Source organism: Anaerococcus obesiensis ph10 (assembly GCF_000311745.1).
Taxonomy (GTDB): domain Bacteria; phylum Bacillota; class Clostridia; order Tissierellales; family Peptoniphilaceae; genus Anaerococcus; species Anaerococcus vaginalis.
The window spans coordinates 16,565-37,642 of the sequence record NZ_HE978532.1 but is presented as its reverse complement, the minus strand read 5'-3'; the positions used below and the strand labels follow the sequence as shown (position 1 = coordinate 37,642).

The window sequence follows — 21,078 nt, the reverse complement described above, 5'->3', positions numbered from 1 at the left end:
TCTTGTATCAGAATCTGACACACAAATAAAAAAATATTTCAATCCGCAAGGCTTTCCACCTTGATGAGCTTTTTGCTTAAATAAATTATAACACAAATAAAAATATATTAAAAAGGAGAAAAAAATGAAAAAAATAATTAATGGTAAAAGATATGACACAGACACAGCAGAATTTATCGGAAGATGGGAAAATATATATAATTCCGCAGATTTACAATACGAATGTGAAGAACTTTATAGAAAGAAAACAGGAGAGTTTTTCATGTATGGAGAAGGTGGACCAGCATCAAGTTACGCTGTCCAAACTGGAAGCAACAGTTGGTCTGGTAGTGAGAAAATAACACCTGTAACAATAAACGAGGCAAAGAAATGGGCGGAAGAAAATTTAGATGCTGATGATTATGAAAAGTTATTTGAACTTGAAGAAGAAGGCAATATTGCTTTTAGTTTGTTGATTCCTGAAAATTTATATAATAAATTAAAAGATAAGAGCGAAAAAAGCGAAAAAAGTATGAAAGATATAATTGTTGAAGCTTTGGAAAGTAAATTAGAGCAATAAAGTTATATTTTAAGGTGGAAGTTATATAATAGGTATAGTAAATAATTTTAATAGCTTATACGCTAAAATATGAATGATTAGCTTATTTACAAGGTTGATAGATGAGAAAATGGCGAAAAAAGTAAAAGGGACATGGGTTTTTGAAAAAGGCGAAAAATTTGAACATGTAACAGTAGTAGACCCTAAAAGGATTGATAGATTATATATACTTGTTAGGTGTAATCATTGTGGCAAAGAATTTAAAGCCTTGGCTAGAAGGATAAAAGGTAAGCAAGCTATAAAAGGGTGCCCAGATTGCTCAAAAAATTTTATTACAGGTAGAACAAAAACTCCCGATTTAAAACCAGGATATAGGTCGGGGAAATTAGTTGTGGTAAAAAAATTAGATAAGAAAAAATATGATGATAGGATCTATAAATGTAGATGTGACTGTGGGAATTATACCGAGGTTAAACATTATAATTTAAAAACAAAAAGAATTTTATCTTGTGGTTGTTTAACAGAAGAAAATAGAGAATTATATGTAGAAGCAAGGAATGGGATTGCTTATAAAACTTTATTTCAAAAAAGAAGTAATAAAAATAATAAATCTACAGGAATTAAAAATATCTATTTTGTAAAAAGCAGAAATGAATATTTAGTAAGGGTTACCTTTAAGAAAAAATTAATAGCTAATAAATATTTTGGAAATTTAGTAGATGCTAAAAGATACAAAAATGAAGTTTTTAATAAAATAAATCCAGAAATAAATAAAGCGTCTGAGAGGACAGAAAAAGAATTAGAAAATAAAAGAAAAAGAGATAGAAAATAAAATCTATCTCTTTTTTACATATCATGTTATTAATCAAATTGTTTAAATTTTTTAGTTTTTCAACACATCAAATGTTAATAATCAACATAATCCGTTTATCAACTAATAATGATAATAAAAATGAAAGTATATGATTTTAGAACATTTTTATTACAACTTTATTGTAGACTATTTAATTTCATAAGTCAAGTATTTTTAAAGTAATAAATATTAGTTGGTTACCAACGTACATTTTTTAATAAAATAATTGTAGTTTTTTTGTAGTTATGCAACGATAGAATATTGCTAAATGCACAAAGGTTTTATACTTCTATCCTGCACCAAATTTATGCACTCAAAATTGAGTGCTTTTTTTGTGTTTATTTTTAGATTTTCGTTTTTAAAATATATTTTTTGATTTTCCTATAAAATATTTAAAAAGAATTGAGTTTTAATTTTAAATTAATAAGCAACTTATGAAAATAAATAGTTATAAATTTATCTAAAAGGAAAAGCTTTTTTTGTTTTTATTTTTAACGGATTTTTGAATAAAATTTTGAAAAAATTCAAATATCTATGAAGTCTAGCACTTTAAATATAGACGTTATAAGTTTTGACTTATGATAACGATTATAAATTAATAATTTTACTATTAAAAACGTTTTCTATATAATTATATTTGAAAAAAGCTACTAATATTTATTATAATTGTAAGTGATTTGAAATTAGAAATTGAAAATCGCTTAGTGAATTTATGGAGGAAATAATGACTAAGTTTCGTAGAGAACATGATTCTGTTGGTGAAATGGATATTTTAGAAAATGCTTATTATGGTGCTAATGCCAAAAGAGCTGAGGAAAATTTCCCAATAACAGGTCTTAAAGCTGATGATAAATTTTTGGATGCTATGGTTGAAGTTAAAAAGGCTGCAGCTTTTGAAAATGAAAAATTAGATTTAATTTCAAAAGAGCAAAAGGATGCTATTGTTTATGCTTGTGATAAAATTCTTGCTGGAGAATATAGGGATAATTTTATTGTTGATCCAATTCAAGGTGGAGCTGGAACAAGTTATAATATGAATACTAACGAAATCATCGCAAATATTGCAAATGAAAAACTTGGTGGTGGACTTGGCGTTTATGATAAGGTTCATCCAAATGATGATGTAAATAAGGGGCAATCAACGAATGATGTTATTCCAACAAGTGGAAAGATTGCTCTTGTTAGATATTTTATTGAACTTAAAGATGAATGTGAAAAACTTTTAAAATCTTTTGAAAAAAAAGCGGATGAATTTAAAGATGTTTACAAAATGGGTCGTACTCAATTGCAAGATGCTGTTCCTATAAGTTTAGGTCAAGAATTTAATGCTTATCATTCTGTAATTAAAAGAGATTATAAGAGAATTCAAAAAGCTATTGATGAATTATCAAATGTAAATTTGGGAGCTACTGCAATTGGAACAGGTCTTAATGCAGATAGAACTTATGTAAAAGAAATTGTTGGTGTTTTAAAAGATGTAACAGGTCTTGATTTAAAACAAGCAGAAGATTTGGTTGATGGCACACAAAATTTGGACGGATTTTTATATGCTTCATCAATTTTAAAAACTTTTGCGGTTTCACTTTCAAAAATTTCTAACGATTTAAGACTAATGTCTTCAGGTCCTCAAACAGGAATTGGCGATATTAATTTGCCAGTTAGACAAGCAGGTTCTTCAATAATGCCTGGAAAAATAAATCCTGTAATCCCAGAAGTTGTAAGCCAAGTTGCTTTTGCAGTTTGTGGAAATGATACTACTGTTACAATGGCAGTTGAAGCTGGACAACTTGAACTTAATGCTTTTGAGCCTGTAATATTTTATAAACTTTTTGAATCACTAAGAGCTTTAAAGGGTGCAATTTATACATTAAGAGTTAATTGTATTGATGGTATAACTGCTAATAAAGAATTATTATTAGAAGAAGTTGAACAATGTGTAGGACTTGTTACAGCCCTTGCCCCACATATTGGATATGAAAAATCAAGTAAGATTGCACACAAAGCACAAGAGAGTGGAAAAACTGTAAGAGAAATTGTTCTTGAAGAAAAATTATTAGGAGAAGATGAACTCGATAGGATTTTAGATTTCAAAAAAATGATTACACCTGGAATCTTAGAAGAGGATAAATTGGAAGAAAAATAAATTTTAGATAATAGATATTAGGAGGATAAGATGACTACAAATGAAAATAAAAAAATGAGCGCAACTAAAAAAATATTGTTATCAATGCTCATAGGTCTTGTAGTAGGTATAGGACTTCATTATATAGTACCCGACGGATTTTTTAAAAAATCTGTTTTGATTGATGGAGTATTTTTCTTATTTGGTCAAGGCTTCGTTAGATTGTTACAAATGCTTGTAGTACCACTTGTATTTTTCTCAATTGGTACAGGCGTTATGCAAATGAGAGATGTTTCACAATTTGGAAGAGTTGCTATAAGAACTCTTGTTTTATATTTGATAACTACTGCACTTGCAATTGCCATTGCCTTATTTATAGCAAAGTTATTAAAACCAGGCGTTGGAATGAATCTTGCTGAGGCTACAAAATCAGCGGCGCCAGCAGCAGATGCTGAAGAGGCTCCAACATTAATAGAAACTTTGGTAAATATAATTCCAAAAAATCCTATAGAATCTTTGGCAAACGGAGATATGCTCCAAGTAATTTTTTGGGCATTTTTGTCTGGTATAGTTATAGGAAGATTTGGTCAAGAATTAAAATTATTAGAAGATTTTATGAATGTTGGCAATGATTTTATGATGAAAGTTACAGCATTAGTTATGAAAGCTGCTCCAATCGGAGTATTTGCTCTAATAGCAAGAACATTTACAGATATTGGACTTGGCATAGTAGGACCACTTCTTACATTTTTGGGATCAGTATTAAGCTCAATGGTAATATTGATAGTTTTAGCTTACATTCCATTAATTGCAATTACATCAAAGACAAGTCCTAGCCATTTTTTGAAAAAAGTATTCCCAGTTTATACTTTTGCTTTTTCATCAGCATCATCAAATGCAACAATACCATTAACACTTTCATCATGTGATACACTTGGAGTTCCTAGAGAAATTTCATCATTTACAATTCCACTAGGTGCAACAATAAATATGAATGGTACAGCAATTTATCAAGGATGCGCAGTAATATTTATAGCAAATGCTTATGGAATAGATTTGACATTTGGAAATTTAGTTACAGTAGTATTGACAGCTGTTTTATCATCAATTGGTACAGCAGGAGTTCCAGGAAGTGGAATGATAATGCTATCAATGGTTCTTTCATCAGTAGGTCTTCCAGTAGAAGGCGTAAGCTTAATTATGAGTGTTGAAAGAATTGTAGATATGTTTAGAACAGCACTTAACGTAACAGGAGATGTTGTGTCAACATTTGTTTCTGCAACTAAAGAAAACTTATTAGATAAAAATAGATATTTATCTGATGAAAAGCCAGAAATGGAAGAGGTTGATTTTTAGAATATGAAAAATTTCTTTGTGATTTTGGGAGGAATGGGAACTCTAGCAACAACAAATTTTTTAAATGATTTAAATGAAGCTTATAAGCCAAGCTCAGATCAAGAATATTTAAATTATTTGGTAGTAAATCACGCCACAATCCCTGATAGGACTTCCTTTATATTAAAAAAATCAAAAGAAAATCCATTTGATTTTCTAAAAGAAGATATAGAAAGTGTTGATAAATTAAATCCAGATTTTTATGTGATTACTTGTAACACAGCACATTTTTTCTATGATGATTTACAAAAATTAACAAAAAAACCAATCATAAATATGATTGAGCTTGTTGAAAATAAATTAAATAAAATCAAAAAGCCTTCTACAATTGGAATTTTTGCAACAGAAGGAACGATAAAAAGTAAATTATTTAATAATATAATAGAAAGATGTTCTCATAAGGCTTTCGTTTCATCAAGAAAAATTCAAGATAATATAAATGAATGTCTTTATGGTGATGTAAAAGAAAAAGGGACAATTAATTTTGAAAGATACCACAACACTTTGAAAGAAATGATGGATCAAGGATGCGATTATATAATTATAGGATGCACAGAAGCTTCATATATAAATAGCAAAGATGAAAATTCAAATCTTTATCCATTAATAGATAGTGAAAAAGAATTGGTAAATGAGAGTTTGAAGTTAGGACTTAAACTTCAAAAAAATATAGAAATTTAGGAGCAAATATGTCAGAGATGGACTTGGAATATATTAGAGCTATTTTAAAATATGGTTCTATTACCGCAGCCTCAAAAAAAATTTATATTTCCCAATCAGCTTTAAGTCAACACATCATTAGGATTGAGAAAAAATTGGGAGTTGAAATATTTAATAGGGATTTTAAACCTATAAAACTTACTGAGGCTGGCATAATTTATAAAAAGTCCCTTGAAGATATAGAAAAATTAAAAGAAAATACTCTATTAAAAATTGAAGAAATAAATAAGTTGAAAATCGGAGAGCTATCAATTGGTTCTACCGATTATCAAACTTATTTTTTCCTATCAAAAGTTTTAAAAGATTTTAATGAAGATTATCCAGGAATTAAAATAAATTTATTAGAAGCAAAAACTAATCAGTTAAACACTTTTGCCCTAAATGGTTTGTGTGATTTTTCAATAACTTATGAAACTGATAGGTTTGATGATATGGAAAGCATAAATCTTTATAGAGAAGATGTATATTTGGCTATGTCAAAAGAAAATAAATTAAAAAATGATTTGTCAGGCAAAGGAAAAATAAAAACAATTAGTGCCAAAAAACTTGCAGGGCAAAATATTATAAGAATGAAAAAAGGACAAAATCTTATTTTGCAATACCAAGAGCTTGATGAATTTACAGATAATTCTTTGAATACAGTTTTTGAAACAGATTCAATATTTATAGCTGAAAAATGTGTAAGAGAAAATATGGGGCTTGCCATCCTTCCTCAGTCAATGTTAAAAGAAAAAAGGATGACCTTATATATTTTAAATTAAAAGAAGGCTTATCATCAAGAACAACTATGATAAATTATTCCAAAAATCACAAATTAAAAACTATTGCAAAAATATTTATAGATAGGTTAAAAAGATACGCTAAAGAAGAATTTTAAAATCGAGGTAAAAAATGAAATACAGACAAGAAGAAGATTCTCTAGGGATAGTAAATGTTCCAGCTAATCATTTTTGGGGAGCACAAACTGAAAGATCTTTAGAAAATTTTCCTCAAGAAGTTGAAAAAATGCCACATTCTCAAATTATGGCAATAGCAAGTATAAAAAGATGTGCAGCTATTGTAAATAATAAAGAAAAAAAATTAGATGATAATAAAAAAGATTTGATTGTAAAAGCTTGCGATAGAATTTTAAAGGGAGAATTCGACAATGAATTTCCATTAACAGTTTGGCAAACAGGCTCTGGCACTCAAACAAATATGAATGTCAATGAAGTTATAAGCCATATTGCAAATGAAAATGAAAAAATAATTCATCCAAACGACCATGTAAATATGAGCCAATCTTCAAATGATGTTTTCCCAACAGCAATGCATCTTTCAACTTACAAAAATTTATCAGAAAAATTATTAAAAGAATTAGAAAAAACAATTGATGCAATTAAAAAATTGGAAGATGAAAATAAAAATATAATAAAAACAGGCAGAACTCATCTTCAAGATGCAACTCCTTTAAAACTTTCTCAAGAAATTTCTGCATGGAGAACTTGCCTTGAAAGAGATTTGAAAGTTTTAAAAGAAGTAAAAGAAGAATTGACCTACCTTGCTATAGGTGGTACTGCAGTTGGAACAGGAATCAATGCAAAAAAAGAATTTGGTAATGAAATGGCAAAAGAGCTTTCAGATTTTTATGGTTTTGAATTTAAATCAGATGAGAATAAATTTTACCAATTATCATCAAAATCTGCTCTTGTAAATGTTCACGGAACAATAAAAGCTCTTGCGACAGATCTTTATAAAATTGCAAATGATATAAGATTTTTATCTTGTGGTCCAAGATGTGGAATAAGTGAGTTAATAATTCCTGCAAACGAACCAGGCTCATCAATTATGCCTGGAAAAGTAAATCCAACTCAAGTTGAATCAATTACTATGGTTTGTATAAAAATAATGGCAAATGATTTTGCAATTTCAATGGCAAACACTCAAGGCCAATTACAGCTAAACACATACATGCCTTTGATAATTCATTCAATGGACAATTCAATTACACTTTTGTCTAAATCATTAAAATGTTTTAGGGAAAAATTATTAGAAGGACTTGTTGCAAATGAAAAAAATATTGCAAAAAATTTAGAAAATTCTCTTATGCTTGTAACAAGTTTATCTCCACATATTGGATACGATAAGGCAAGCAAAATTGCAAAATATGCTTATAAAAATAATTTAACATTAAAACAAGCTTGTCACGAATTAAAATATTTAAGCGATGAAGAATTTGATGAAATAGTAAAACCAGAAAAAATGGTATAAGGAGAAAATAATGGAAAATCTAAAAGAAAAAGCACTTGACTTACACAAAGAGATTCAAGGAAAAATTTCAACAGAATTAAAAACAAAATTGGAAAACAAAGATGATTTATCTTTAGTATATTCTCCAGGAGTTGCTGAACCTTGTAAAAAAATTCACGAAAATGAAGACGATGCTTACGTTTATACTGGAAAAGCAAATACAATTGCAGTTATTTCTGATGGAACAGCTGTGTTGGGACTTGGAAATATTGGGCCCAAAGCAGCACTTCCTGTAATGGAAGGTAAGGCTTGTTTGTTTAAAAAATTTGGAGGACTTAATGCAGTTCCACTTGTAATTGATACAACAGATACGGAAGAAATTATAAAATTTGTAAAACAAGTTTCTCCAACTTTTGGCGGAGTAAATCTTGAAGATATTTCATCTCCAAGATGTATAGAAATTGAAACAAGATTAAAAGAAGAATTAGATATTCCGGTTTTTCACGACGACCAACATGGAACAGCAATAGTTACAATTGCAGCTTTAATTAATTCTTTAAAACTTGTAAATAAAAAACCAGAAGAATGTAATGTAGTCATCTCTGGAGTAGGTGCTGCTGGATCATCAATTGTAAGAATGTTAAATGATTTTGGAATTAATGATATTTATGCTTTTAATTCTAGAGGAATTTTAAGAGAAGACGAAAAATATTCAAAAGATTTATACAACAAACTTGCTAAAGAAACAAACAAAGAAAATAAAAATTTAACATTAGAAGAAGCGATGGCAGACGCTGATATTTTTGTAGGAGTTTCTGTACCAAATAAAGTAAGTAAGGAAATGGTAAAATCTATGAGACGTGATCCAATAGTTTTAGCTATGGCAAATCCAGATCCAGAAATTACTTATGAAGATGCAAAAGAAGCAGGAGCAAGAGTTGTTGGAACAGGAAGAAGCGATTATCCAAATCAAGTTAATAATGTTCTAGCTTTCCCTGGACTTTTTAAAGGAGCTTTGTCAGTTCATGCAACAAAAATTACAGAAAAAATGAAAGTTGCAGCAGCTAAAGCTATAGCAAGTTTAATTCCTGATGAAAAAATTTCAGAAGATTACGTAATACCATCAGCATTTGATTTAGGAGTTGCTGATGTTGTTGCAGAAGCTGTAGCAAAATGTGCAAAAGAAGAAGGAATTTCTCAAAAATAAAAAATAATTAAATATTTTAAGTGAAAATAAATTAAATTCTCCCTATTAAAATTAAGAGGGAGAATTTTTTTGTGAAAATTTATTTTTAAAAAATGAATTTAAAGCCATCAACTTGACAAATGTTTTCCTAAATGATAAATTAATATAAATAATATCTAAATTTTAAATTGGATATGTAGTATGTGATTAATGATTATTTTAGTTAAAATCAAATTTTGAAACTATTTTAGTCATTAATTTTTTTGTTTTTAATAATTTGTGCAGATTTTGGAGAGGGAGTTTATGATTAGATCTTATAAATGTATCGACAATCCACAAAATCCTATTAGCTATGACATTTTATTAAATCCAAATAAAATGGCAGATTATGCTTGTGGAGAAAAATTTATTTCCTTGCCTCTTCTTCCTATGATTTCTCTTTGTTTGGGAGTTGAATTTGAAAATGGAATCAAGGCAAATCCGATTTTTGAAAAAATTCAAGATGTAAAACTTGAAATGGATTATGAAAAAGAAGAATACAAGGCAATGGTTAAAGCCATAGAAATTATTGATGATAAAAAAACTGTAATAGAAATGAGAGGGCCTCTTGCTATTTTGGATAATCTTTTGGGAATAGATAAGGTTATGAGGGCTATGAGAAAAAATAGGGAAAATTTAAATTTTCTCTACGATGAATTTATTGAAATTTATCTTGAATATATTAAGAAGATGCAAGAGATGGGAATTACAATTTTTAGTTTTGCTGAAAGCATTTTGGATATAAAATTATTTGGACCAAGAGAAGTAGGAAATTATGTGGATGATTTTTTGCTTAAATTTTTAAAAGAAATAAGAATTTTGCAAAAAGAAAATCCCTTTACCTTTCATCTTTGTCCAAAATCAAGCCTTATCCTTGTTGATTTAGAAAAGGCGGATTTTTCTCCTATTGAATATGAAAGTCCTAAAAAATATATAGATATTTTGTATGAAAATAAGACATTTCTTGGAGATAGGTGTTTGAATTTGGCAGATAAAAAATTTAAAAGTGTAAATAAAATAATTTTGAAGGAGGAATAGATGACTAGTCAAAAAGAATATCTTGATAAAATGGCAGAAATGGTTGTTGAAATGGAAGATGAAGAAATCGGAGATTTATGCCGTGAGTATTTAAATGAAGATTATGATCCAGAAGATGCAATTTTTAATGGATTAATTAAGGGCATGAATGAGGTTGGAAGACTTTTTGAAGAGGAAGAATATTTTATTTCAGACTTATTAATTTGTTCAGATGCAATGTATAACGGCATTGATGTTTTGAAAGAAAAAATTGAAAGCTACGGAGAAAATAATCTTGCCACAGCTGTAATTGGAGTTGTTGAGGGAGATACTCATGATATTGGGAAAAACCTTGTGAAATTGATGCTTGAAGTCAACGGTTTTAATATGATTGATTTGGGAAAGGATGTTCCTTGTGAAAAATTTGTTGATGAGGCAATCAAAAATGATGCTCAATTTATTATGATGTCAACTTTAATGACTACAACAATGGAAAATATGAAAAAAGTAATTGATATTTTAAATGAAAGAAATATTCGCGACCAATTTATTGTAATGGTTGGTGGCGGTCCGGTTTCTGAAAGTTTTGCAAAAGATATTGGTGCTGATGCCTACAGTGAAAATGCAAATGAGGCGGTAAAAGTTGCAAAAAGTTTAATTAAAAATCATGAAAATTGAAATTGAAAATTTGAATAAAATTATTGATTCAAAAGGAAAAAATATCCTAGAAAGTCTACTTGCAAATAATATAAAAATCGATAATTTTTGTAACGGCAAGGGGACTTGTGGAAAATGTAAAATTAAAATTTTGAAAGGAGAGCTTAATCCTATAAGCTTATCGGAAAAATCTTCGCTCACTGATGACGAAATAAAAAATGGCATTAGACTAGCTTGTCTTACTTTTCCAAAATCTGACCTTAGAATTAAAACTATAAACAATGATTTAGATTTTAAAATTTTAGATTATGGAGAAATTCCTGATTTTGAAATGAAATTTGATAAAGGTTTTGGTCTTGCCCTTGACATTGGGACTACAAGTCTTGCTATGTACTTAGTTGATTTATCAAATGGAAAAATAATCGATAAAATCTCATCCATAAATTCTCAGGTAAAATATGGCCTTGATGTCATGACAAGAATTAGTTTTGAATATGAAAATGAGAATGGCAAAAATTTACTTCAAGATGAAATCATAATAAGTATAAATAATTTGATTGATGAGCTTGTAAATAAAAACGAAATTGAAAGAAGTCAAATTAAAAAACTTGTAATTGGGGCAAATACTACCATGCTTCACATGCTAGTTGGCGTTGACGCAAAATCTTTGGGGAAATTTCCCTATAAGGCGAAATTTTTAAATTCTTTAAAAATTAATTCCAAAGATCTTGGTCTTAATATTCCAGCAAAAGTTTATACCCTTCCAAATATTTCGGCCTTTGTGGGAAGTGATGTTGTGGCGGGAATATTTTTGACAGATTTAAAAAATCAAAAAAATACACTTTTTATCGACATTGGAACAAATGGAGAAATAGTTTTAAAAACAAAGGATAAACTTTATGCAACGTCAACTGCAGCAGGACCTGCCCTTGAGGGGATGAATATTTCTTGTGGCATGCGAGCAGAAAGCGGGGCAATTGATTCGGTAAAAATTCAAGATGAAAATATAAATTTTTCTACAATATATAAGAAAAAGCCCAGAGGGATTTGTGGGAGTGGACTTTTAAGTTTAGTATCTCAAATCATTGAAAAAGATTTTGTAAATAAAAGAGGAAGGATTTTAGATCCAAAAAAATTGGATAAGGAGGATTACAGGAGAAAATTTATAAAGGAAGATAGTAAGAGAAAAAGAATAATAATTCTTGATTCGAAGGAAAATATTTATATCAGCCAAAAAGATATTAGGCAGGTTCAACTTGCAAAAGGGGCAATTTTATCAGGATTTTTGATTCTTCTTGAAAAAGAAAATATAGAAATTGAAGATTTAAATTCTGTAATAATTGCTGGTGGCTTTGGAAGTCATCTAAAAAAAGAAGACTTGACAGAAGTTGGAATCTTGCCAAAAAAAGTAGAAGAAAAGATAAGATATGTTGGAAATTCTTCCCTAATCGGAGCCTATATGGCATTGATGAATGAAAATATAATTAGAAAAATGGAAGAGCTATCCCAAAATATTACTTATCTAGACCTTGCAACAAGTGAAAATTATGAAAGAAAATTTGCGAAAGCAATGCAATTTTAAGGAGAAAAAAATGAAAAATTACAAAAAATTATTAACCGTTATTACCCTAACAACTTTAACTCTTACTTCATGTGCAAATAAAAATGAAGAAAAAAATTCTAATAATTCAAATCAAACAAGTGTAGTGAGTATTGAGTCTAACGAAAAAGAAGAGGTCACAAACGTAAGTATTTTAATTAAAGATACAGTAAATGACAAAGAAATTTTAAAAGAAGACGGAAAAATTGATAAGGATGGTCTTCAAAAATACCTTGAAGAAAATCACAAGGCAAAATTTGAAGATGGAATGATGACAGAACTTGAAGGAATAAAACAAGACAAAGAAAAAAGCCAATATTGGATGTATTATGTAAATGGAGAAATGGCTGAAGTTGGAATAGGCGATTACCTTCCAAAAGAAAATGACCAAATAGAATTTAGATTTGAACAAATGTAGATGGATACAAAAAAACTTACAAGGCTTGCAGGTCTTTGCGCAATTTGCGTAATCACAAGGATATATTTGAAATTAATCCCAAATGTCCAAATTCTTTCAGATATAATTTTAATTCTTGCAATAAATGGAAAGCTTGACGAATCTTTGATTGTAAATGCGACTACTATGATCATAACAAGTTTTTTTCTAGGTTTTGGTTATTGGGTTATATTTCAAGTTTTGGATTTTGGAATTTTGGGAATTTCAAATTATATTTTATTTAATAAAATAAAAATTAAAAAACAAAAATAAATAAGGCAATTGCTCTAGGGATTTCTGGTTTTATATATGGATTTTTGATAACTTTGATGCAAGTTTTTTTGGTAGATGGAAATAAATTTACTTTTTTAGGACTTTATGCTGGTTCAATTCCTTTTGATATAAACCATATGGTAGGAAATATAGTAATATATATTTTTCTTATCTTTAGGCTTGAAAAATATATTACAGGAGAAAAGCATTTTAAAAATTAAGGAGAGATGATGGATAAAATAAAACTTCAAAAAGAAATTTCAAATTATAAACCAGAAATGACTTCAGACGAAAGATTAAAAGCCTATTTTAAAGGAGAGCGAGTTGACCACTTGCCATTTAATCTAATGAGTCTTGATATGGCTTATGGAATGAATTTGGGATACACATTAAAAGAAACTGACCAAATTGAAAATTTAATAGAAATTATTAAAAAAAGATGCCAAGAATATAAAGTTTATGGAATTTCTGAAGGTTTAAATCTTAGGGCAATGGGCTATGCCCTTGGTTCAAGTGGAATTTTTCCAGAAAATGATATAGACCATGTCGAAAAATATTTGTTAGAAGATAAAATTGATATGAGTTTATTAGAAATGCCAGATCCCTACAAAAATAAATTTTTAAAAAGAAAAATTGATAATGCAAGAAGGCTAAAAGAAAATTTCCCAGACCATAAAATTTCTACTTTTGTAGCAGGACCAATGACTGTTCTTTCAGCCCTTAGGCCAATTGAAAAACTTTTGAGAGATTTGAGAAAAAATCCCCAAGGAGTAAAGGACTTGTTGGATTTTGTTCTGGAAGCAAATATGAAATGGATTGAAGTTTTTAATAAAGAATTTGGAGATGTGGGAGTGATGATTGCAGATCCAGTTTCATGTGACGATATTTTAAGCCCAAAACAAGTAAAGGAATTTTCCTTTCCATATTTAAAAGAATTGACTGACAGGATTTATAAAGTTAATAATATAAAGGCAAATCTTCATATTTGCGGTCACACAAAAAGGCAATGGGAAAATCTGAAAAAATTACAAATTGGATCATTTAGTGTTGATAATTGTCATGACCTTAGTGAATGTAAGGAAATAATTCAAGATAAATTATCTTTGATGGGAAATGTTCCGCCAGTTGATGTGATGAGAAATGGTAGCGTGGATGATGTAATAAATTCTGTAAAATCTTGTATAAAAAAAGGTGCAGATAATAAAATGGGCTTTATTTGTGCAACTGGTTGTGCAACACCTGCAAAAACTCCAAAGGAAAATTTGGATGCCTTTGTCTATGCAGTTCAAAAATATGGAGAAGATGCAAAAATCGGAGAAATTCCACAAGCTGTGTGGGAAGATTAATGGGAGGATTTATGAACAAAGAAGAACTTAAAGAAGAGATGAAAAATTATAAACCAGAAATTACTTCATCAGAAAGAATATCTAAATATTTGAGTGGAGAAAGAGTTGATCACATTCCATTTGCAATTATGAGTACAAATAGGATTATTGCAAATCATCTAAATTATACAATTAGTGATATGGAGGATGTGGACAAATTATCAGATATTGTCCAATACAAATACGATAAATATAAAATTGTGGGATTAACCGAAGAATTAAGCCTTAGGACTATGGGCCATGCTGTTGGTTCAAAATTAGTTTTTCCAGAAGATGACATTGATTACATTGAAGAATTTGTAATGGATGATAAGCTTGATATGAATTTAATTGATTTGCCAGATCCTTATACAAATGAAGTTTTGGCTCCAAAATTAGAAAGAGCAAGAATCCAAAAAGAAAGATTTCCAAATATGGCAATAGAAACAGAAATTCCAGGGCCAATAACAACAGCCGCCGCCATTAGACCAATTGAAAAACTTTTGAGAGATTTGAGAAAAAATCCTCAAGGAGTAAAAGAATTATTAGATTTTTGTTTTGAAGCAAATATGAAATGGGCGAAAGCTTTCAAAAAAGAATTTGGTCCAACAAGTGTCATGGTTGTAGATCCAGTTGGTTGCGATGATATTTTAAGTCCAAAGCAAGTTGAAGAATTTTCTATGCCATATTTGAAAAAACAATTGAGCGCATATTACGAATTAAATGGAATAAAAGCAAATTTACATATTTGCGGTCATACAAAAAAACAATGGAAATATTTTAAGGACTTGGATATAGATTTTTTCTCAGTTGATAATTGTGAAGACTTAGAAGAATGTAAAAAAGAAATTGAAGATAAATTAATTGTTGTAGGAAATATTCCTCCAGTAGAAGTAATGAGATATGGGAAGGTTGATGATGTAATAGAATCAGTAAAAACTTGCATAAAAAAAGCAGCTGACGCAAAATGTGGATATATAGCAGCAACCGGTTGTGGTTCTCCAGTAAAAACTCCAATAGAAAATTTGGATGCCTTTATTTATGCAATAAATAAATACGGCAAAAATGCAAAATTAGGAGAAATGCCACAAGCTATAAATGAATAAAAAAATTATAAAAATGAGCCAAAAATTTCTAACAAAAATTTAAGGCTCATTTTTTTTGTCTATCAAAAATATAAAAAATTTTTATTTGAAAATTTATTTTTAATTTTCAAATAAATCCAGATATTTTTCGTATCCTTCTTCTTTTAATTTCTTTTTTGGAATAAATCTAAGGCTTGCGCCGTTTATGCAATATCTTAGTCCGCCTTTTTCTTTTGGTCCGTCAGGAAAAACGTGACCTAGGTGTGAATTTGCATTTTTGGATTTTACTTCTGTTCTTATCATTCCATGAGATAAGTCCTCATTTTCTTTTATATTATTTTCTAGTGGCTTTGTAAAAGAAGGCCAGCCACAACCAGAATCAAACTTATCTAAAGATGAAAATAAAACCTCTCCGCTAATTATATCTACATAAATTCCATCCTTATAAAAATCATTGTAGATACTAGAAAAAGGTTTTTCTGTGTAAGATTTTTGAGTAACCTCATAAGATAATTTAGAAATCTTATTAAGTTTATCTTTTTTTATTTTCTCATCCATAATATCCTCCTTACAAATATTTTACTAATTTATAATAATTTAGGCAATAATTTTAATTTACTTTTAAAATGAATTAATTAGTGATACAATATTTTCAATAATAATGAAAAATGGAGATAAATTATGGGGAAAAATATTATAGCAGACCATGCGAAATGGCCTAGACTTGAAGATGCAATTTTTAAAATTAGCGGAGAGTGTAAAAAAGCAATAGCAAAAAAAGGAAAAGATAAAATTATAAATTCCACTTTGGGAACTTTAATCGATGATGATGGAAATATTATTGCCTTTGATAGCGTTTATGATACTTTAAAAAATATGGACAAAAAAGATATAGCAAGCTATGGAGCAATAGAAGGCGACAAAGAATTTTTGGATCTAGTAATTGAAAAATGTTTTGGAGCTTATAAACCAAATGGATTTATAAAATCAGTTGCAACAGCTGGGGGAAGTGGAGCAGTAAGACATACGATTTGGACTCTATCAGGTGTGGGCGATTATGTAATTTGTCCAAATTGGTATTGGCCAGCTTACGCCACAATGTGCGAAGAATACAATAGAGAATTTTTAAATTATGAATTTTTGGATGAAAATTTTGAATTTAATTTAAAAGAATTTACAAAAGCCTTGGATTTTTCTTTAGAAAAAAAAGATAGGGTAGTGTGCGTTTTTAATTCGCCTGCAAATAATCCAACAGGATTTTCAATTGAAGATTCTATGTGGGATAAAATTTTAGAAATTATAAAAGATAGAGCAGATGATGGGAAATATATTGCGATTTTATTAGATGTAGCCTACATTGAATTTGCAGGAGATGGAAGGCAAAAGAAATTTTTCCAAAAATTTGGAGATTTACCAGAAAATATTATCACAACAGTTGCCTATTCAATGAGTAAATCTTACACAGCTTATGGACTAAGGTCAGGAGCTTGTATAATTGTTTCGTCAAATGAAGAAATTGCAAATCAAGTTTTTGATTCAATGAAACACTCAAACAGGGCAATTTGGTCAAACATAACTCATGCAGGAATGAATATATTGGTAGATTTAGAAAAGGATGAAAAAAAGAAAAAATCCTACGAAAAAGAATTAGAATTTTACAGAATAATGCTTGAAAAAAGAGCCAAAGCCTTCACAGAAAATTCAAAAAAAGTAGGACTTGTTACCCTTCCATATTTTGGAGGATTTTTCATATCAATACCTTGCAAGAATTCTAAAAAAATCGCAGAAAAATTAAAAGAAAAAGATATGTATATAGTTGCAAACAAAGAAGGATTAAGATTTGCAGTATGTGCAGTAAGCGAAGAAAAATGCAAAATTTCTCCAAAGATTATAAAAGAAGTGATGGATAATATAAATTAGAAAATATATTCAAATATTACAGTTTTATAAAAAATAAATATTTTGCTATTTTGAGTGAGCATAGTAAGCTGAGAAGTATCAAGAACTCTCTATATGTTTATTTCACTCAAACTGAAATGCGTTTGTTTTGAAAACTTCTTATTGCTTTCACACTTTGTTTTAGGGGTAAATGTGTCAAATCAAGGCGTATTTGGCTAGTTGAGAATATGGTGTAGGATGGTTTTATTTTGATACAACCAAATTGCTTCTGTCTAAATTCTTAAAAATCTTAAATTGTCTTGAGCTAATATCTTTGTGATTTCAGAAAATATTTATGATTTATAATTTTATATTTTTATTTTTTATATAACTTTTAAATTATTACAATTAAACTATAAAATTAATTTTTTATTAAAAAACTTGAAAAAAAACTTGAAAAAAATTTTTTTTGGATAATAGTAAAAATATAGATAATTAGAATCAATTTAAAATTAATAATTAAATTAAAAAGGAGAATAAAAAAGATGAAAAAATTAAACTTATATATCGCTAATCTTGCGGTTGAAAATATTAAATTTCATAATTTACATTGGAACGTTGTAGGAAAGCAATTTGTAGCTATTCATGAATATTTAGAAGCTGAATATGATAAAGCAAGTGAAAGACTTGATGAAGTTGCAGAATTAATCAAAATGTCTGGAGAATTTCCTGTAGCTAATTTAAAAGAATATTTAGAGATTACTACAATAAAAGAAATAGAAGAATCTAAAGAAATTTGTGTGAAAGATGCTTTAGAAATTGTTCTTTCAGATATAAAACTTCAAAAAGACCTTGCTTTGGAAATTAGAAAAGAAGCTAATAATAAAGATGATTTTTCTATAGCAAATGTTATGGAGTCCCATATTGAAGATTATAATAAACAAATCTGGTTTATTGAATCAAGCTTGAAATAAAACTTTGTTGAAACTATTTTAAAAATATATTAAATCAAAAAGTCTGTAGATAAAGTTACAAAATAATCTTAAAAAGATTTATTTAATAACTTTATCTACAGACTTTTTATTTTGATTTGATATAAATTCCTTCTGATTAAAACCTATATTTCGGTCTATTTTTTTACATATTTTTAATTAATTCAAAAAGCTCAATGGCTGCGGATCTTGGGCCTTCAAATTGCATGTTGTTAAGTCCTAGTTGGGTTTTTATTGTTCCTACTTTTACTTTATTTTCAAATAAGTTATCAAAATATTTATCTAGTAATTTGTCACATTCTTCTCTTTTTTGAACTGGGCCAAATGGATTTGCAAAATATGTTTGAACAAGTCCTGTTTCGGTTGTTGTTCCTTTGGCAAGTCTTGCACCTCTTTTGAAAACTCTTAGGGCTTCTTCTTTTTTATCAAAAATTTCTATTGAATCACATCCGTCAAGAACTGCTGAATAATTGTCAGCGTATAGGAAAAAATCAACTTCATATCCTAAATTTATTTCATCAAAAGATGCAACTGGCATTATTAATCTTGAATTTACTTTGTCAGGATTCATAAAAATTGACCTGTCGATTTGTTTAAAGGCGTAACCTGCATCAAGGTCATCAAGTCTTACAAAGGCTCCAATTTCTGTTCCATAAGCATAAACTTTATTATTTTGAATTCTAAATGAACCCATATCGTCAAAGACTATTGTCATTTCTTTTATATAATCTTTGGCAAGTGATCTGAAAGCTTCTATTGATTCGCTTTTTCCTGCTCCGCTATCGCCAAGAATTACAATATTTACAGTTTTATTATTTTGCAAAACTACAGAAAGTCCTGCACCATGAATTGGCAAATATTCTTTTTTAATATTTATTACGTTATTTAATGTAAGGACCATTTTTTTCAAATAACCAAAATAATCAATTTTATCAGAGTAAGCAATGTAGCCTACATATAATTTATTTTCCTTATCATAGTAAAAAGAATTTTTTCTTTCGCCTTGATCTTTTGGTCCATAAATATAAATTGCATCTGGCGTTTTTTCTTCGATTTCTTTAACGTCAGCTAATTCGAAAAGGTTTGATGCAGAAACCCCATGTGTTAATAAATCTCTATGAAAATATATAAAAATTAAATTATCGCCAACTTTTGCTGGATAACAGAAAAAGTGTGGATAATTTATATTTGTATTTAAAATTGGATTTTCATAAACTTCTTCAAAAACCCCATCTCTCTTGTTTGATTTTGTATAAGTTATATAAGGAGTTTCAATCATAACTTGAGTTATAAATGGAATTTTATTTAAATCTTTATAAATTTCTGGATAATTTTTATTAAATTGCCTAATCATAATAGACGCATCGGCAGCAGCTGGGACTTGCCTATAAACCTTTGGCCATTCTCCAAGAATTGACATTTCAATTCGCCTGTAGGCTTGAAGAATCATATTTTTTAATTTTTCATTTATTTCAACAAAATTTACAACTCCAACTCCTCTTGAATTTTCATTTTGTTTTATTATTGAATATCTTTCAAGATTTCTCCAATAATTATAAAATTCCTCAACTATTTTTAGTAAGCCATCTTTTTCCTTATTTAAATTGTGATATTTATTAATTTTTGATGAAACTTCATCAATATTCATTACTGTTAAAAGTTTTAAAATATCAGTTAGCTCTCTTGCAAGAGAATCGACAGATGAATTTATAAAAAACTGTTCAATATAAGCATATACTCTTGTCGAATCCTTTTTGTGATAATTTATAAAACATTTTGTCAAATCAAGAAAGGATTCACTATTTAAAAGTTCATTTACATCATTAAAAAATTGTTCGGATAAATTTAATATGGCTTTGTTGCCTGTAATCGAAAATTCTTTGCTCATTTTATCTCTCTTTCTTTACTCTTTTCTATTTTTATTAATAATTTTTATTAATTATATATCAAATCCCCATCTAAAACAAGAAAAAAAGATTCTTTATAAGAACATTCATCAAAATCATTTAATAAGTTCTTACAAAAAATCTCATTTTAAAATTACAAATTTATTTTTTTATTTTCCTATAAATATAATAAGAATAAATAAAGGAAAATAAAGTTGAAATTATTAGACTAGCTATAAAAATATAAAAGCAAATATTTAAAGAAAATGATAAGGATGTAAGTGAAATAATTCCGCTAAAGAAAAATAAAATCCCTGCAAATTTTTGAGTTTTTTTCCACACTAAATCATCTTCCATAGCCCAAGATGTCCTAAATCCCATGGTATAATTTCTTTTTATTTTTGGCATAAAAATTCCGCTAATTGCTACAAGCAAAGAAAAAAGTCCAAGTAAAATTCTGCCAACATCAATATTATCATTAAAAGTTTTCCAAACAGTCAAACTTACGATAAGAAAATTTAAAATTGGTATAAATAATAAAAAATGTGCTTATAATTTTTGTCGTGTTTGTCAGATTTTGGATCAAGGCTAATGATAAGAAAAAATGCTATATAAAGCAAAATCATAAAAGTAATCACAAACAACAAAGCATTAGTTTTATTTGTATAAAAATTAGAATCTGCATACAAATCATAATGAATTGGAATTCTTACTGGAAGCCTATCATAAAAAATAATTGCTATTATTATAGATAAAATAAAAATAATCGTTGCAAAAATTAAATTTTTTTTATTTTCTTTCAAAAAAT

General features: G+C 28.3%; 22 protein-coding genes. 18 read left to right on the top strand and 4 right to left on the bottom strand.

Annotation, left to right across the window (positions count from 1 at the left end):
- Nucleotides 1-124: 124 nt before the first annotated feature.
- The 16 genes from HGAG_RS06135 to HGAG_RS06065 all read left to right on the top strand — a co-directional run bounded on the left by HGAG_RS06135 (nt 125) and on the right by HGAG_RS06065 (nt 15,535).
- Nucleotides 125-559, top strand: coding sequence for a hypothetical protein (locus HGAG_RS06135; protein WP_019118335.1), 435 nt, complete (start codon nt 125-127; stop codon nt 557-559).
- A 109-nt stretch (nt 560-668) separates the two neighbouring features.
- Entirely contained in the window at nt 669-1,370 is a 702-nt protein-coding gene (locus tag HGAG_RS06130; protein ID WP_019118334.1) for a hypothetical protein, read from the top strand.
- Between the two features lie 745 nt (nt 1,371-2,115).
- A complete protein-coding gene (locus HGAG_RS06125) occupies nt 2,116-3,534 on the top strand; it encodes an aspartate ammonia-lyase (protein WP_019118333.1) in 1,419 nt (472 codons plus the stop codon).
- 30 nt (nt 3,535-3,564) lie between these two features.
- The gene (locus tag HGAG_RS06120; RefSeq protein WP_019118332.1) at nt 3,565-4,869 is read left to right on the top strand and encodes a dicarboxylate/amino acid:cation symporter; all 1,305 of its coding nucleotides are present in this window, start codon (nt 3,565-3,567) and stop codon (nt 4,867-4,869) included.
- A gap of 3 nt (nt 4,870-4,872) precedes the next feature.
- Nucleotides 4,873-5,589, top strand: coding sequence for an aspartate/glutamate racemase family protein (locus tag HGAG_RS06115; protein WP_019118331.1), 717 nt, complete (start codon nt 4,873-4,875; stop codon nt 5,587-5,589).
- 8 nt (nt 5,590-5,597) lie between these two features.
- A complete protein-coding gene (locus HGAG_RS10735; protein ID WP_019118330.1) occupies nt 5,598-6,389 on the top strand; it encodes a LysR family transcriptional regulator in 792 nt (263 codons plus the stop codon).
- Between the two features lie 130 nt (nt 6,390-6,519).
- Entirely contained in the window at nt 6,520-7,878 is a 1,359-nt protein-coding gene (locus HGAG_RS06105; protein WP_019118328.1) for a class II fumarate hydratase, read from the top strand.
- A 10-nt stretch (nt 7,879-7,888) separates the two neighbouring features.
- Nucleotides 7,889-9,064: an NAD(P)-dependent malic enzyme gene (locus HGAG_RS06100; RefSeq protein ID WP_019118327.1), complete on the top strand. Its 1,176-nt coding sequence runs from the start codon at nt 7,889-7,891 to the stop codon at nt 9,062-9,064.
- A gap of 282 nt (nt 9,065-9,346) precedes the next feature.
- Complete coding sequence (locus HGAG_RS06095) at nt 9,347-10,120, top strand: uroporphyrinogen decarboxylase family protein (protein ID WP_019118326.1); 774 nt, start codon at nt 9,347-9,349, stop codon at nt 10,118-10,120.
- The gene (locus HGAG_RS06090; protein ID WP_019118325.1) at nt 10,121-10,777 is read left to right on the top strand and encodes a corrinoid protein; all 657 of its coding nucleotides are present in this window, start codon (nt 10,121-10,123) and stop codon (nt 10,775-10,777) included.
- Nucleotides 10,767-12,338, top strand: coding sequence for an ASKHA domain-containing protein (locus HGAG_RS06085; protein ID WP_019118324.1), 1,572 nt, complete (start codon nt 10,767-10,769; stop codon nt 12,336-12,338). The genes HGAG_RS06090 and HGAG_RS06085 overlap by 11 nt, the downstream gene beginning before the upstream one ends.
- A gap of 10 nt (nt 12,339-12,348) precedes the next feature.
- The gene (locus HGAG_RS06080) at nt 12,349-12,774 is read left to right on the top strand and encodes a DUF4430 domain-containing protein (protein WP_019118323.1); all 426 of its coding nucleotides are present in this window, start codon (nt 12,349-12,351) and stop codon (nt 12,772-12,774) included.
- Entirely contained in the window at nt 12,775-13,065 is a 291-nt protein-coding gene (locus HGAG_RS12100) for a hypothetical protein (protein WP_019118322.1), read from the top strand.
- A gap of 56 nt (nt 13,066-13,121) precedes the next feature.
- The gene (locus HGAG_RS12095; protein ID WP_019118321.1) at nt 13,122-13,286 is read left to right on the top strand and encodes a hypothetical protein; all 165 of its coding nucleotides are present in this window, start codon (nt 13,122-13,124) and stop codon (nt 13,284-13,286) included.
- A 9-nt stretch (nt 13,287-13,295) separates the two neighbouring features.
- Entirely contained in the window at nt 13,296-14,411 is a 1,116-nt protein-coding gene (locus HGAG_RS06070; protein ID WP_019118320.1) for a uroporphyrinogen decarboxylase family protein, read from the top strand.
- A gap of 11 nt (nt 14,412-14,422) precedes the next feature.
- Nucleotides 14,423-15,535 carry a uroporphyrinogen decarboxylase family protein gene (locus HGAG_RS06065; protein ID WP_234287369.1) on the top strand — a complete coding sequence of 371 codons (1,113 nt, stop codon included), beginning with the start codon at nt 14,423-14,425 and terminating at the stop codon, nt 15,533-15,535.
- 99 nt (nt 15,536-15,634) lie between these two features.
- Here the strand turns inward: HGAG_RS06065 and msrB are convergent, their stop codons facing one another.
- Nucleotides 15,635-16,072 (bottom strand): peptide-methionine (R)-S-oxide reductase MsrB, encoded by a 438-nt coding sequence (msrB, locus tag HGAG_RS06060; RefSeq protein ID WP_004839190.1) that lies wholly within the window; start codon nt 16,070-16,072, stop codon nt 15,635-15,637.
- 123 nt (nt 16,073-16,195) lie between these two features.
- Between msrB and HGAG_RS06055 the strand changes: the two genes are divergently transcribed.
- The gene (locus HGAG_RS06055) at nt 16,196-17,434 is read left to right on the top strand and encodes an aminotransferase class I/II-fold pyridoxal phosphate-dependent enzyme (protein WP_019118318.1); all 1,239 of its coding nucleotides are present in this window, start codon (nt 16,196-16,198) and stop codon (nt 17,432-17,434) included.
- A gap of 503 nt (nt 17,435-17,937) precedes the next feature.
- On the top strand, nt 17,938-18,366 hold the full coding sequence (locus HGAG_RS06050) for a Dps family protein (protein ID WP_019118317.1): 429 nt from the start codon (nt 17,938-17,940) through the stop codon (nt 18,364-18,366).
- A 163-nt stretch (nt 18,367-18,529) separates the two neighbouring features.
- Here the strand turns inward: HGAG_RS06050 and HGAG_RS06045 are convergent, their stop codons facing one another.
- From HGAG_RS06045 to HGAG_RS06035, 3 genes are all read right to left on the bottom strand, one after another.
- A complete protein-coding gene (locus HGAG_RS06045; protein ID WP_019118316.1) occupies nt 18,530-20,272 on the bottom strand; it encodes a hypothetical protein in 1,743 nt (580 codons plus the stop codon).
- A gap of 160 nt (nt 20,273-20,432) precedes the next feature.
- Complete coding sequence (locus tag HGAG_RS06040; RefSeq protein ID WP_019118315.1) at nt 20,433-20,771, bottom strand: SdpI family protein; 339 nt, start codon at nt 20,769-20,771, stop codon at nt 20,433-20,435.
- Nucleotides 20,772-20,788: 17 nt separating this feature from the next.
- Complete coding sequence (locus HGAG_RS06035; protein WP_019118314.1) at nt 20,789-21,073, bottom strand: DUF1648 domain-containing protein; 285 nt, start codon at nt 21,071-21,073, stop codon at nt 20,789-20,791.
- Nucleotides 21,074-21,078 lie beyond the last annotated feature (5 nt).